This window comes from Paenibacillus polygoni, assembly GCF_030263935.1.
Classification (GTDB): Bacteria; Bacillota; Bacilli; order Paenibacillales; family Paenibacillaceae; genus Paenibacillus; species Paenibacillus polygoni.
The window spans coordinates 683458-698013 of the sequence record NZ_CP127162.1 but is presented as its reverse complement, the minus strand read 5'-3'; the positions used below and the strand labels follow the sequence as shown (position 1 = coordinate 698013).

The 14556-nt window shown below is 38.1% G+C and carries 8 protein-coding genes and 1 pseudogene; 3 read left to right on the top strand and 6 right to left on the bottom strand.

Annotated elements, in window-relative coordinates; translation table 11 throughout:
• Positions 1-253: 253 nt before the first annotated feature.
• Entirely contained in the window at positions 254-1462 is a 1209-nt protein-coding gene (locus tag QPK24_RS03340) for an MFS transporter (protein ID WP_285746150.1), read from the bottom strand.
• 485 nt (positions 1463-1947) lie between these two features.
• Positions 1948-3051, bottom strand: coding sequence for a DUF1648 domain-containing protein (locus QPK24_RS03335; protein WP_285746149.1), 1104 nt, complete (start codon positions 3049-3051; stop codon positions 1948-1950).
• A gap of 358 nt (positions 3052-3409) precedes the next feature.
• Between QPK24_RS03335 and QPK24_RS03330 the strand changes: the two genes are divergently transcribed.
• Positions 3410-4222 carry an AraC family transcriptional regulator gene (locus tag QPK24_RS03330; protein ID WP_285746148.1) on the top strand — a complete coding sequence of 271 codons (813 nt, stop codon included), beginning with the start codon at positions 3410-3412 and terminating at the stop codon, positions 4220-4222.
• Positions 4223-4459: 237 nt separating this feature from the next.
• Here QPK24_RS03330 and QPK24_RS03325 read toward each other — a convergent pair whose 3' ends face one another.
• The 4 genes from QPK24_RS03325 to QPK24_RS03310 form a co-directional block, all read right to left on the bottom strand.
• Positions 4460-5677: a glycoside hydrolase family 27 protein gene (locus tag QPK24_RS03325; protein ID WP_285746147.1), complete on the bottom strand. Its 1218-nt coding sequence runs from the start codon at positions 5675-5677 to the stop codon at positions 4460-4462.
• 804 nt (positions 5678-6481) lie between these two features.
• Positions 6482-8332: a DUF2357 domain-containing protein gene (locus QPK24_RS03320; protein ID WP_285746146.1), complete on the bottom strand. Its 1851-nt coding sequence runs from the start codon at positions 8330-8332 to the stop codon at positions 6482-6484.
• Positions 8316-10340 (bottom strand): McrB family protein, encoded by a 2025-nt coding sequence (locus tag QPK24_RS03315; RefSeq protein ID WP_285746144.1) that lies wholly within the window; start codon positions 10338-10340, stop codon positions 8316-8318. Before QPK24_RS03315 ends, QPK24_RS03320 begins: the two co-directional genes overlap by 17 nt.
• Entirely contained in the window at positions 10333-11670 is a 1338-nt protein-coding gene (locus QPK24_RS03310; RefSeq protein ID WP_285746142.1) for a hypothetical protein, read from the bottom strand. Before QPK24_RS03310 ends, QPK24_RS03315 begins: the two co-directional genes overlap by 8 nt.
• Before the next feature lie 982 nt (positions 11671-12652).
• Here QPK24_RS03310 and QPK24_RS23560 point away from each other — a divergent pair.
• Together QPK24_RS23560 and QPK24_RS03305 are read left to right on the top strand one after the other, a co-directional pair.
• On the top strand, positions 12653-12805 hold the full coding sequence (locus QPK24_RS23560) for a recombinase family protein (RefSeq protein WP_407082987.1): 153 nt from the start codon (positions 12653-12655) through the stop codon (positions 12803-12805).
• Between the two features lie 787 nt (positions 12806-13592).
• Positions 13593-14546: pseudogene (locus tag QPK24_RS03305) on the top strand (IS30 family transposase); the annotation flags it as partial.
• Positions 14547-14556: the final 10 nt, after the last annotated feature.

Below are 14556 nucleotides of genomic sequence, written 5' to 3'. Positions count from 1 at the left end.
GACGGAGCAACTAAATACCTCTGATATGGTATGCTTACCTGCTTAAACGGCCTTAGTATTTTTACACGTTATTGAATCTCTAATATAATCACATTTGACTTCCAGCGTTTTTCTCCCATATTTCAAGGTCATCATCAATGCATCCGTACCACTCATAGGAATCGCTATTACTTCTTCTTATGCGGAACCCATTCAAAAAACCACCAATTAAAAAGCAGATGCCTTTCAATTGATGGTTTAAAAACTTACTTTGTTATATAGTTTCGTTCACTTTCCCTAAATCATCTTTTTTAAGCATTAGCATGACAATAAAGGAAATACAATATAAACCTGCTAAGTAGAGCATTGCAACTTTCATATCATAATTCTGTAGAATGTAGCCAACAAGTATTGGTGAAAAACCGCCTATTGCTCGGCCAAAATTAAAGATTGTGTTTGTTGCCGTACTTCGAATTTGAACGGGATAAAGACTACCGATCAACGCTCCATATCCAGCGAACATTCCATTGGAGAAGAAACCGACAATCGCGCCGCCAAGTAATACCCCTATACTACCCGTCGCATAAGAGTATAAAAACACTGCACATGCAGAGGCGATCAGGAAGAGGCCAAAGGCACGCTTCGCTCCGAATCGATCTAAGAATAGTCCAAAGGTTAACATACCAATAATCATGCCAACGGCCGTACTAATTGTCCAAATAGCAGAGCCTGAAACAGATAAACCTTGTGACTTTTGCAGCATCGATGGCAGCCAAATCATTAATCCGTTATAACCGGCAATTTGAACAGTTGCCATGATGATTAAAGAAATTGTCGTCATTGCTGTTCGTGGCGTTTCAAACAATTGTGTCAGCTTACTCTTTTCAGCTTTCATACTAGCCTTTTTATTGTTCTGAGCAGCGAGCCACTCAGGTGATTCATCTAAGTTCTTCCTAACGATAAATGCGAAAATAACAGGTACTACACCAACAAAGAACAATGCTCTCCATCCTAAAGTAGGAAGAATGATCGCACTTAGTAATGCCGCTAAAATCACACCATATTGAGCACCAACACTGACATATGAAGATGCACGTCCTTGTTTATTTTTGGGCCAAGCTTCTGCAACCAGTGCCATACCAATTCCATATTCTCCTCCGGCACCGATTCCTGCAATAAATCTAAATAAATATACTTGTTCAATACTAGTGGCGAGTCCAGTTAAAGCTGTACCGATTGCAAACAAGATAACGGTATACGTAAAGACCTTTACCCTTCCATACTTATCTGCTAAAATTCCGAAAATAATTCCTCCTAATAACATCCCTACATTCGTTATAGAAGAAATAAGTCCTCCCGTTGCTAAATCAATGTTAAATTCTGAAATAATCATTGTCATCGCAAATGAGATAAACATGATGTCCATGCCTTCTAATGTTAAACCTGCTACCGATGCGACCACGGTTTTTTTACGATAATCCATTCTACAATCCTCCAAGTGTGTTCTAGATGAAATAATTCTCTTCATTTGAATGAATGGATTTATCTTTTTATGTATAAATTCCTCATTCTCCTTTTCAGCCTCTCTGGACTTCCTTTAAAAGAGATACGTTAGTTGTATCATCACAGCTAACGAGCAAAATAAATACCCTTTCATCAGATAGACAAAAGGGCATGAATAAACAAAGATATTAATAATCTAATAACTTAATATATCAAGTAGCCCTTTTCAGCCTCTCTGGACTGTGTTAAAGGTAATTATTTCAAAAGTTATTTTATCAGAGCCATCTATATTTCTCAATAAAAATTTTATAGACACCAATTCCCTTTGAAATCGGTTGAAGTTTTATACAAGGCACCAGTGCATGTTTAGTTTCCTTCTTTTTGTTCAATTATGAATAAACTCCCACTACAAAACGGTCTTTTTCTTGATTTCTTCCCCCACTTTTTATATCAGTCCGGTGAGTACTATCCTCCAAACCTTGTTCTCACCATAACTAGCAGTACGATAATCCCGATCAAAGTCAGCCAGCTTACTGGGTGACCAAAATTTAATCCCCATCCGACTCCGAACCTTTTCTGAGCGAGTAGGTTTGAATCCTTGCGATTGAAATAAATCATACCTAACAGCCATTTATCATCATCATGGACAGGTCTGACATTAGATCTATCGGCAGATTGCTCCAAGCGGCTTCCGCCTTGACCAGCCCAGAACGATAAAGCGAAGAAGGATAGGCTAATAAAGGCTATACTAATTAAGATAATAGAGATAGCAAAATTGATGTTAAGCAGAGAGATCATGTTTAGCTGCACGGCGGAAAGCAGGATAACGATTAAAATGCTTGCTGTAAGCATAAAACAGGACCAAGCACGACGGAAAGTTACGTCTTGTCTGATGGAAGGGCTCGGATCCTTGGGTTGAACCTGCTGCTTCACTCTACGAATACTCCAATTCTCAAATAGGAACAAAAGTGTGATAAACACTTGCATTAATGTAGGCATAAACACAGAACTATATGATTTATCGGCATAGCGGTCGACCTTCCAACTGCTGTTGTAATGGATTGGAATTTGATCAGGAATTAAATCGTAGTTGCGTTGCACTGTTACCATACTAACTACAATAATTAAGACAGGAATAAGGAACCATTTACTAGACAAACCAATGTTTCTTTTCCGAAAACCAGTGTCTACTGCCAAGATCGAAGATTCTGGAGCAATAGGCAGCGCAGGTAGTAGACTTTTCATTTTAAAATGATAACTAATGTTTATGACTAGGGAGATTACGACCATGGTGAGTGAATAAGTGGTTATGACCCAGCTTTGTTGTTTGGATTGTTCATCACTGTATATTAGGCTGATCATACAAACAATGAGTAGGATGGTATGTAAAATCGCACTAATCCTAACATAAGATCTCCGCGTCTGGCGCAGAGGCTCACTGTGGAATTGCACAGCGCTCACGGTGACTCCAAAACTAATCGTTTCTCTTGTTAAATAAGGCATGCTTACCATGAGTACAATGGCAGGTATAAATACACAAATCATTATTAAAACAGGCATTATCGTCATATCACTTGCCTCCTCATCTACAATAAATTTAATTATAATCGTTTTTAGTGAATACAAGGTTGAAATTCAACATTTTTCCATATCTGAATATCGAATGCCCGGTTTCGCTTGATATGATTAACGGCCGTCTAGAGTATGCCAAATACCTGCTTGAAAATAGTTCACTCCCTGTTTATGCTAAAACCAAAGATTACGGATATGAGAACGAGACCCACTTCATGAAGCAATTCGAAAAAATTTCTAGGAAAACACCGAGCCAGTAAAAATCTTATCTCCGCAACGCATAACAATGAGCCGTCTAGGTATAATTCTTTGCAAAAGATATGTATACATGAAAACGACACGGAGGCAATTTCTTATGAATTCGGTCTTTCTCCCTGAGGATTTGATATGTACAGACAGCGGACAAAAACCCCCCAATCAACATCATTGGAGGGGTGTCCGTGATATTTTCTCACTGCATTACGTGGTCCGCGGAACTGGGTTTTATGAGGTTGGCCATGCCACCTATAAGTTGACTCGGGGCGAAAGCTTCATGATCTTCCCGAATACCGAAGTATACTATTATCCCGATCCCCAGGATCCATGGGAATATGTATGGGTAGACTTCAAAGGCACCGAATCGCAGCGCCTTTTATCCATGACCAAGCTTACCCACGAAAAGCCGGTAGTGACGGAAAGTCCCGTCGACCTGGAGCCGCTTTTTCATCAGGTCGAGGCTACAGGTATGGCGCCGTTTCAAAGAGAACGGTCGAGTGCTTGCCTGCACTTGTTATTATCTTATTACATGGAGCACTATCCCCAGGAGAAGGTCCTCCAGAAAAACGACTATGTAGTATCTGCCAAGGAATATATCGAGAACAACTATTGGAAAGCGACGCTGACGGTTTCTGATATCGTCAAGTACGTCAGTATTGAACGAAGCTACTTGTTTCGTTTGTTCAAGGATGCCACCGGAATGTCCATATTAAGCTATCTGAAGGCCATTCGAATTAAGCGAGCCTGTACATTGCTGCATTCATCGAAATTTTCGATTAAGGCTGTTGCCTGGTCTGTAGGTTATCAGGATCAACTCTACTTCTCCAAGGTGTTTAAGAAGGCAACCTCTTACTCTCCTTCCGAGTATATGAAGAAGAATGCTCTTGCCTCCAGTGGGAAAGAGGAAGCTTGACTATGATGCACAACGCCCCCCCTGACCCGAGGCATCAGCGGAATAGTACGCAATTTCCCGATTCCCGGAAATATCTGATCAGCTTTTCGATGGGTTCCCGGCCACATTTTAACTCTTTGCCCAGGCAATCGATACATAGAAACTGCTTCGCATACCTTGTCACAAGTTTGGAATAAATGGCGATATCATCTGCCATCAATGGGGCTCCACACTCTTTGCATATCTGGGGATTCAAGGTTAATTCACCAGCTTTGCGCGGATGATCATACAATCATGAGCCGGCACGATGGCATTGAATCTTTCCTTGAATACGCCAAGTTCCTTATGCTCCCAACAATCGTACAGTGAAAGTGAAACGCCGGATGCATAAGGAACCCCGATATCCCAGAATAACAAAGGCAGTTCCCTTTGGCTATCGCTCAGGTTGAAAAGACCTACGGCCACATCCCCGTTAGTTAATGCCTTTACCAGCATAAAAGTTTCATCCGTATGGAACCAATTGGGTTCCGGCTTAATACGGTAGGCCCCGCGAGCTTCCAAGTCCTGATTGATCGCAATAATATCTTTGTTCAGCAGAATGTCTTTTGTAGCCTGGCTCGCTTTGCGTATGTCGCTACCGATCATTAGCGGGGATCCCATTAAGCTCCATAAGGCAAAGTGGGTTTTATATTCATTGTCCGTACAACCGCCGATCTTGTTGCCGATAAAACCGCTGTTGCTGCCGCCGTACATCCCTACGACCAGCATGTCCATATCGTTGTGGCAGAAGGACCCCGTGTAGCATTCCTTGCCAAGCTGGGAAATCGCCAAATTTTTGATGGACTCCCAGTTATCCTGTATATCAACGGTAGAACGGTACATGTGGGCGCCAGATTCCCTAATCCATTGATATACGTCGTCTTCCCCCCAATTACATGCAGAGAAAAGAATGTCTCTACCGCAGTTTTTAAGGGCCAGACTCATTCTTTTATAAAGTAATTCCCCAGACATATTGCGTGGCTTAAAACAATAATCGTATTTCAGAAAATCTACGCCCCATTCTGCAAAGGTTGTTGCGTCCTGAAACTCATGCTCGAAGCTTCCTGGATATCCGGCGCAGGTATGGGTTCCCGCACAAGAGTACATGCCGAACTTTAGCCCCTTGGAATGAATATAATCAGATAGACTCTTCATTCCGCTAGGGAATTTCTTAGGGTCCGGCACCAATCTTCCTTCCTCATCTCTTTCCCTTAAGCTCCAGCAATCGTCTATGACGATGTATTCGTACCCAGCATCTTTATAGCCTTCCGACACAAATACGTCCGCTACATCTCGGATCAGTTGTTCATTGATATCCCAAGTGAACGTGTTCCAAGAATTCCATCCCATTGCTGGTGTCAAGCCAAGCATTTTATCCATAGTGGCTCCATCCCTTTCCGGCGTATAATTCCGTATGTATGCCACTAGTCTAATCATTTCCTCCTATCCATGCCTATAGCAAGAAGTTGCTTCTATATGGACATTTATTGCTTTGAATCTTCTTTAATAGCGATGAAGAAAAACAAAACCACCCGTCTATTGAAATGCCCCCAAATGTTAGTCATCTATCTAACATTTGAGGTGCAGTTTTTTTATGACTAAGTTTAGTTCAGCGAAAAATTACAAGCAGTTATGGGATATAAAAGTGGAACTGAAAGCATGCTTTTATTCAAACTTAGAAAAACAAAAAGAACGAATTCCACTCTATGAAATTCGTTCTTTTTTATATTTGTTCAGTATGAATAAAACCTTGCTACAAAACACTCATTTTCTCGATTTCTTCCCCCACTTTTTATATCACGACTTTATTATAATCTGAATAATGTCTTGATATAAAAACAGAGGAAAGGCTTGAAGGAGCTGGGTTTTTCCCTTTCTCCATTCTTCCCTTCCTCTCTTTTATCACGTCTTTATTCGATTTTTAGCACGAGTTTATAGCGAATAGCATGAGTTTATTTACTGGTTACAAAATCCCTCACCAACAAAGCCACCGATTCCACATGTTTCGATTCGACAGTGAGAACAAATCTTATACAATATGCCCCGTAAGTCTGCCAAATCGTACTTTTGCAATGATCTAGCTTTTGTTAGGTCTAAAATTATCTAAATTAATATAGCCAATATTTGTTTGCTTCTATTTATACAAATTGGGCGTTTCTGTGGGATACAGTCCACCGTATCACTTTACCAGCTAATTTAATAGTTAGCCTTGATACTGGGTATCCCTTTAATATTATAGACCTACAGTAAAATTGCCCCTACCTCTTCATTTTTGTGTATGAGCATGTTTTGATTGATAAATTGACTAATCTCAGCCTTTAGATATTCATATCCAAAAGGTAATTCTTTCGTAGTTGGATCAACGGGTTCTATTTGAATAAAAGTTACACTTCCATCGTGCTTATGTTCAAAAGCAACCCCATTTAATTGTTTGGGATAGAGTGCAATAACCTTACTTATTTTACTGGTACGGTTCCTTTCAATGGGACAACGATATAGTATCCGGTTGTAATCACTTATTTGAATAAAATCATCTGTCTCCCGATTGAACTGTGTATTCCACAAATATCTGTACTTACGATATTTGACTTCAATAACTAAGGCCTTAACAAGCTTACCAGTCTTATCATATATATCCAACCGAATATCAGGTCTATTATGAATATTTGCTATAAACCCATATTCATCTTCATTAAGACGCCTTGGTAACTCTTGATCATATACAAGATCCACTCTGTAGCCATTTTTAACAAAGGTCATCTTCTCACCTGTCAGCAATTCTCCAATAAATCGCTCCTGGGAGTGGTCGGCAAGCCATCCTGTCTCCCATTCGAAACCTAAATCATTGAAAATATCAATTACTAAGCAAGTAGAGTAAACCTCCATCAATTTTGAAGAGCGATTATATGGATACGTGCTCTCCCTATTTGAGGAATTCCGTTTCATCTGAAGATGAATTTCTTTGTACAAACGATACATCACTGAATAACGTTGATCTCGAAGCACAAATGTGGGAGGCTTTTTAAATACTGGTATATATTTTATATCGCTTAACCAACTATCTTCTAAGTACCTTGAGAACATACTGACCATTTTCAATATTTTATGAAGTTCATTTTTTGTTTTAGCAATTTCGTCTTTCTGTTGTATTAACGTTCTTGTAATACCATCTCTTTCATTCCTAAGTTGTCTCACCACTTTCTCATTTCCGTATTTCACCGTAGTTTGATCATAACGATATAAACTATCATTTACTTGCTGAAGACGACTTTTTGATTGGTCTATTTTATTAATTTGCAATTCATAACGCTTTCTAAATCCATTCTCAAGGCCCTTTAAGTTGCGTTTTAAGAATACAAGGAACCATTTAAGCCATTGGTTCTCAGGAACATTCTTTGTTAATACGGCATGTCTTTCATAATAATGTTCAGGACGGTCTAGATTAGAGTTATTCCGACCACCCTTCATAGCAAGCCAACGTTGACTTTTTATATCTGGCTTCTTAGAAACGGAGCGAATGTTATATTGCTGCATGATGTGTTCAGAAGGCGATTCTATTATTGATTCAAGAGCGTGCTTTAATTTTGAGTAATTTTCTTGTATGTGCCGATATACATTGAGTATATGAACAGAAGATTGACCTTCGTCTATGTAGGCACCAAAACGTCTTGTTACAAGATCATAAGATAGACCTGAAACCTTTTGTTCTAAATAGTTTCTAAGAAAAAATAAACGATCTTCATCGAAGTTGCTACCTCTAATAGTATACATTCCATGATAAGTTCCTTGCGTTGTTTCAAGGCGAACCATGTAATGACCAGGGGCCGGCATGTGATCAATATCACGGATTTGAACTAACTCTTCTTCACTTCCAGGTTCAAGAATTAATATATCGTCACTGTCAAATCGATCAACATATAACCGATCAGAAGTACTTTCTGATTCAAACCTAATCCGGATCGCCTGATATTCATTTATTTCCACAGATGGAAATAAACTTTCGGTTTCATATTTTATTAATGTAAGTTCAGCGTCTCTCCAATTCTCATGATTAAAGCGTCTACCAATGAACACTTTAGGATGCATAATCATGGATCGCCATCTCCCGAGCTTTCCGATGTATTTCTAAAAGTGTAAACTCAAAATCGCTAATTTCTCTTGCTCTATCACTCGTGAAAAGATCAAACAATTCACTTTGTTGCACATTACCTTGATTTTCACTCGCAACTCCAATTAACTTCTGGAATTGTTCAGAAGAACCACGGATTTTAGTAAGAATACGTTGTTTACATTGGAGATCAATTACTATCTTACGATCTAGGTATGGCTTGCCTTGTTGATTTAGTGGTATAGAATTTAAGTATTCCCCTATTTTTCTAATAACACGGTGTGATACTCCCTTTTGATAATCATACAGTTGAATTATGTCATGAATCTCGTCGAAGAATTTCAACTCTTCTAAGCTAAATGCACTTATCGCAAGATCTTTACTACTCCAATTTGTAAAGACATCTTTTGACCCAAATGAAATAAGGGGCTTTGTAGGCTCGACTAACTCCCGCTCCAACAGAGAGCTAAAAGATAATTTCCGTAGTGTTACGATATTAGCACGATCTAAAAAACGATCCGAAAAATTTTTTGTTGTTTCATCTATATTCGCAGTACCGATAAATACAATGTTATCACCTATTTCAATCGAATCAGGATAATTAGATCGATTGTGACAGGTTGCCGTTTCCTTATTGTATAGTCTCAATTTCCGTTCCTGGTTTTCTGGTAACTCTAAAATGCTAATAAATGGAGCGAACCAGTATTCTACCTGACTTAGATTCATCTCATCAAAAGCAACTATATGCATTTGTTCAGGGTGATCTTTGGCATGTTTTAAAAACTCTACAAAGCCTGTATCTGAAGGTACGTACAGACCTGTAGAAGCGTTTAGATATCCCAGTAAGTCACTTGGTTCTGTATAACTTGGACTTATAGGTAATACTAGAAGAGTGTTTTTCTCTTGTTTAAGTCCCATGGCCTCTGCGTATAGTAAAGCTAGTTGAGATTTCCCTGTACCCGACATGCCAGCAAGAACGGTTATAGGATTAGTTTTCACACTCACATGGAAATTCACAAGGTCATTCATATGATAGAAAAGTCCCTTCGATTCTCCTAGTGTTTTTAAGTGCTCGAGGAACTGACTTTCTAGATCATCATAATTAATTTCATCTTGATCAACCTCATTCTCATTATTCTGCTGAGAAGAAGTACCGATTGTAATGTCTTGTTTAACATCCAAACGTTCCTTTTCTGAGTTTCCAACCTGAGTAAAGGTAGAGTTTGTTTCATATAAATACTTTCTATCTAGGAAAACTAAATTATCACTACCATAAATTTGAAACTCAGAGATAGCATCCGGATCAATTTTAACTCTTTCTACGGTTTCAAGTGATGATTCGTAAGCCCATCCTTGATCAACTGAATCTTTCCAATTACCATTCAGCTTATATAGATACTCTCCACAAATTACATACTTCGGTCCTTCCGCATGAAAATAATAATCCTGAAAGCGAAGAGCCTTACCGGACTGAAGAGATGATTCCCATGAACTTATACCCATCGTCAGTTTTGGAACAGATACATACTCGGCCCCTTCTTTATAACCCTCATCTATATTTTTTATCTCCAAATTTTTAAATATTTTCTCCGAGTACCCATCCGCAGCCGTCATATAATTAACCTGGGGGCGAAATACAATTAATTTGTTTTCTAATCGACTTCTTAATGACTCAATACGTTTGTCTATATCATAAGTATAGGTATATCCCGCCGGATAAAAATTACGTGGAAACCTGAGGTTATTATCAGTTAAACCGATATAGAGTGGACTTAAATTACGTTCAAGTAACATATCGTTTAATTCTAATAATGGAACTGGTTCTGGAGATACTGGTTTAATAAAAAATTGCGGATTGTTGGAATGTCCCCGTGGCATAACCGGTTCATCTGTTGGACCATTCAAATTGTCTTTACTTGTCAACGTACCAAGCATTAGGCATTGGGATATATTAGAATAACGTCTTTTTTCTTCTGGATCAAGTCTAAACATTCGATTCTTCTCCCCGCTTCCAAATGGATAAAAGTTCAATTAATGATTTATGATCATGTATAACAAAAGTGGAATAGAGCATTCCCTTTAACGATTTTTGTAGAGCAAACATTTTTTTTGATGATATTCCATTTTGTTGAATGTATATTCGGGTAAGACCATTCTTAATAAGAGAATCTTTTTGTTTTTCCCAATCTTTAAAAGTAACAAAAATCACCTCTGGAAATAGATATTGAGCTAATGATACGTCTGATGACTCGTAAAGCACACAAAAACCATTAATTTTTTCTGCTACATCTACCTTCCAACTCTCTAATTGACGACGTAGATTAAGAATTTCTTGATCTTTTGTTTGCATCATAGATTGATATAGCACCTTTTGCTCTTCCATTTGAGACTTATTGTTGTCACCTAACTGTGCAATCTCCAATTCTTTATCAGCAAGCATATCCTTCATATTCTCGAGTTCTTTCTGGAGGGTATTAACTGTTTTTTTTACAACAACAATATTTTTATTCGCTTCATCCGCAGCTTTGAATCTCACTTTAAGTTCTTTTAATGATTTTTCTACTTCCTGAAGTTTAGTCTTATGAATCTGTAATTGTTCTAATTCGTCTACCGCTTCTTTCCCTTTTCTAGCTATTTCATATAAAAACTTAAAAACTAACCCATAACTAATAAGATAATCCAAACTATCATGTTGAACTGCATAAGCAATTGACGATAAACCTTGATTCTGAATATTCTGATAGTAAGCGTAAAATTCCTTGGGCGACATTTTTTTCACTTTATTGAGCTCTATCTTATATTGTTTAGTTTGTTCACTCGACAACAATAATAAAGCTGACTTAAAAAGATATTCTTTTTGCTGATCATTAAGATATAGATCCTGACTTAATAACTTAAGTGCTTCCTCATCTGTTTTAACCTCTAAAGTAAAATCGAATAGTTTCTCACTGTTTTCTACTTTTCGCTGCAGCTCAGGCAATATCTCTTCAACAAGCTTAATATCATATTTAATAGTCAAAGCTACCTTTAAATGATCAGGTATTTCTTTAGAAGATATGCGTGCTAAAAACTCTTCCTTTGATGTCGCTTCCGATAAATCATTAAGATCATGACCATTATAAAAGTGTTGAAGAAATGGGTCCGTTTTCAGTTTTTTTGTTTTAGGTGTTTGACGTTTAAATATCTGGTTGATATATTTCTTCTTCAACTTTAATGGCGGCTGCTTTGAAAACCCTGGAACTGTCTCCTTAAATTTATTAATGATTTCATTTGCACTTTTATCGTCCAAGAGACTGACATAAAAATCAATTACTTCTGACAACTACTACCATCCTCCCAGTTCCCTCTACATTTCGTTTTCTATCAATAATATCTTATTAATTTGAACACCTCCTTGTTTCTATTATACCTCTTTTGTGGGTAATTTTAACTATACTAATTCATAAAGAAAATGTAATCAAAACATTTATTTGTTATAATTTGTATATCGGATATTTTCCTAAAATATCATTTTGTCAGTTTTCATGGAATATCTTTAGCTAAGCTTGTATAGATGCGTATGAGTTCACTTTCATATATAAGATTTCGCTAGTACATATGAACCGTACACTCCTCCTTTCACCCCACCAAACAAGACAGTTTTCTGTAAATTAGGTACCTAATAAAGCATGAAATACGTAATATATGTACTACAGACAAAGAAGAACAGAAATATTCGTTTGAAAATCGTAAGGACTTTTCTCAAATATACTTTGGAAAGAGGTTGGACTGTCTCCGACTTTTGTCGAATCACGTCAGGAACAACTTCAAAAAAACTCGTTATAAAGGGACTTATAACCAATGTTAAGGATAAAAAGTTCAATATGATTTGGCAAAAGAACTTTCGAAGCTTGGATGAGCATTTAGCTGTTCTTCAACGAATCAGTACTACTAAACTCTCACTTGTGCAGATTTTGGTCGTGGAATGCTAGATCGAAAAAGATCGTAGAGACAAAGCAGATGATGGTGCATACGAAAAATAAAGTTCCTCTCATCATAGTACAGATGAAAATTATTGATTTATTGAAAGATGACAAAAAGAAATTTAATCAAACAGCTACTCTATTACAGGAAAGTTTTGAATCTTGGTCCTAATTTGAAGTGGCAATTAATGAAGTTTTTGAATCATTACAAGATAATAGAATAAGTCGTGTATTAATCAATGATGAAGGTGTTGTCATTGGATGGATTGGTGGTCAAAGCCAGTACAACGGGAATGTTAGGGAACTAGATCCTTTAGTAATTAAAAAAGCTTATAAGATGGAATCAACATAAAGCTTGAACTAGACAATCTGGGGTTCGGGATGATTTTCATAAAACAAAACATTGATACTAGAACAGCCGATGGAGAGTTGATGTTCTCAATTCACTTGTCTGTCGCTCAGCAAGAAAGTGAAGTCAATTTGAAAAGAGTTTAGTTTAGTAGGCGTGAAAAGACAGCTAAAGGCAACTTTAACGGTTCCCTTCCTCCGTTCGGTTATATTAAGAATGGAAATAACTTAGAGCTTGTTCCGAGATACTTCCCTATTGTAAAGGAGCTATTCCACCTTTATCTCTACGAAAATATGGGACCATATAAGTTATCGAGATATCTAAATAACACAGGTATCCCCACACCTAGGCCAGTAGTCGAGGGCAACAATGCAGGAGCTCTTTGGCAAGAAAATTCTAAAGTTGTTGATTTCTGGAAACAAGATTGATACCCATACGCTTGTAGAGATGTTCAAAAAAGAATCAGGATATAGTGCTTACAATCATGACAAAGAGTTACGAAAAATTGAAAGCACACTAGTCTTACTAACAAAGAATAGAGTAGGTTACTTGATTACCTGAATGAGGGAAAGCTTACACAAGAAGAATGACGCACTCAAAATGCTCTGGTTAGAAATGAGAATGCATTACTTTCTGAACACCAGGCCGAATTGATTACACAGGTAAAATATGAAAAAGACCTAGATACAAACATCCAAGTCTTTGAAAATAAAGTGAAGAATTTGCTACATCTCGATTTCGAGGATAAGCGAATAATACAAAAGCGAATTATAATGAAGCTTATTCAGAAGATTGAAGTCCTTTCTGATGGAGCATTAAAATGACGGATTGTAATATGAAGTGCGACACCTTACTCAATAAATAAAAATGGCCCATGGCCTGATTCGTGTAGAATTAAGTTACCACACCAAATTCACACAGGAGAATCAGTCCATGAGCTATTCACATCTTAGCATAATTGAACGCAGTAAACTAGAAGCACTCTCTCAGATAGGATTGTCTGCTCGAGCTATTGCTCGTGAATTGGACCGCCACCACTCTACCATCAGCCGAGAATTAAAACGAAATCACCGTTTAGAAGGTTATCAAGCGGTAGATTCAAATGAGCGGTATCAGTGCCTTCGCCAAGCCCAAAGTTCACGCGGAAAGTGGACTGAGGCACTTGGTGAAGAGATAGAGAGAAGACTTCAGGAAACCTGGTCACCTGAGCAAATTTCAATGAGCTATGTTCAAAAAGATATGCCCATGGTTTCATTCAAAACGATTTACCGGTGGCTGTATGACGGCCGTTTAACTCGCACTACAGTTCAGCAGTTAAGACATAAAGGTAAGAGACAGAAACCTCAGGAAAAACGAGGCCGCTTCCTTGTAGGCACTTCTATTAAACAGCGTCCTACAGAGATTCGTTCTCGCGAAACCTTCGGCCACTGGGAACTGGATACGGTTGTCTCTAGCCGAGGAAAAAGCAAAGCTTGTGTCGCTACTTTTATCGAACGAAAAACACGGCTATACACTACCATCAGCATGCCTGATCGTACCGCACTATCCATGGAAATTGCTGTAGGTGTAGCCGCTGCACAGCACCCAGTGGGTACCTTTCAGAGTGCTACTGTGGACCGAGGTAAAGAGTTTGCATGCTTTCGAAATCTAGAAGAAACACACGGTATGAAGGTGTATTTTGCAGATCCTTATTCTTCTTGGCAACGAGGTTCCAATGAGAATGGAAACGGCTTGTTACGAGAGTTCTTTCCAAAAGGAAAAGACTTCGCAGAGGTATGTGATGAAGAATTGGAACATGCCCTCCATCTCATTAACAACAGACCAAGAAAATGTTTAGGATGGAAAACAGCCCACGAATCTTTTGAGTATGAAGTGTCGCACTTGGATTGGCAATCCG

What these genes read in the sequence shown, in the direction of transcription:
- QPK24_RS03320 (WP_285746146.1), bottom strand. Translation starts at nt 8,332, where the DNA reads ATGATTATGCATCCTAAAGTGTTCATTGGTAGACGCTTTAATCATGAG.
- QPK24_RS03335 (WP_285746149.1), bottom strand. Translation starts at nt 3,051, where the DNA reads ATGACGATAATGCCTGTTTTAATAATGATTTGTGTATTTATACCTGCC.
- QPK24_RS03325 (WP_285746147.1), bottom strand. Translation starts at nt 5,677, where the DNA reads ATGATTAGACTAGTGGCATACATACGGAATTATACGCCGGAAAGGGAT.
- QPK24_RS03315 (WP_285746144.1), bottom strand. Translation starts at nt 10,340, where the DNA reads ATGTTTAGACTTGATCCAGAAGAAAAAAGACGTTATTCTAATATATCC.
- QPK24_RS03340 (WP_285746150.1), bottom strand. Translation starts at nt 1,462, where the DNA reads ATGGATTATCGTAAAAAAACCGTGGTCGCATCGGTAGCAGGTTTAACA.
- QPK24_RS03330 (WP_285746148.1), top strand. Translation starts at nt 3,410, where the DNA reads ATGAATTCGGTCTTTCTCCCTGAGGATTTGATATGTACAGACAGCGGA.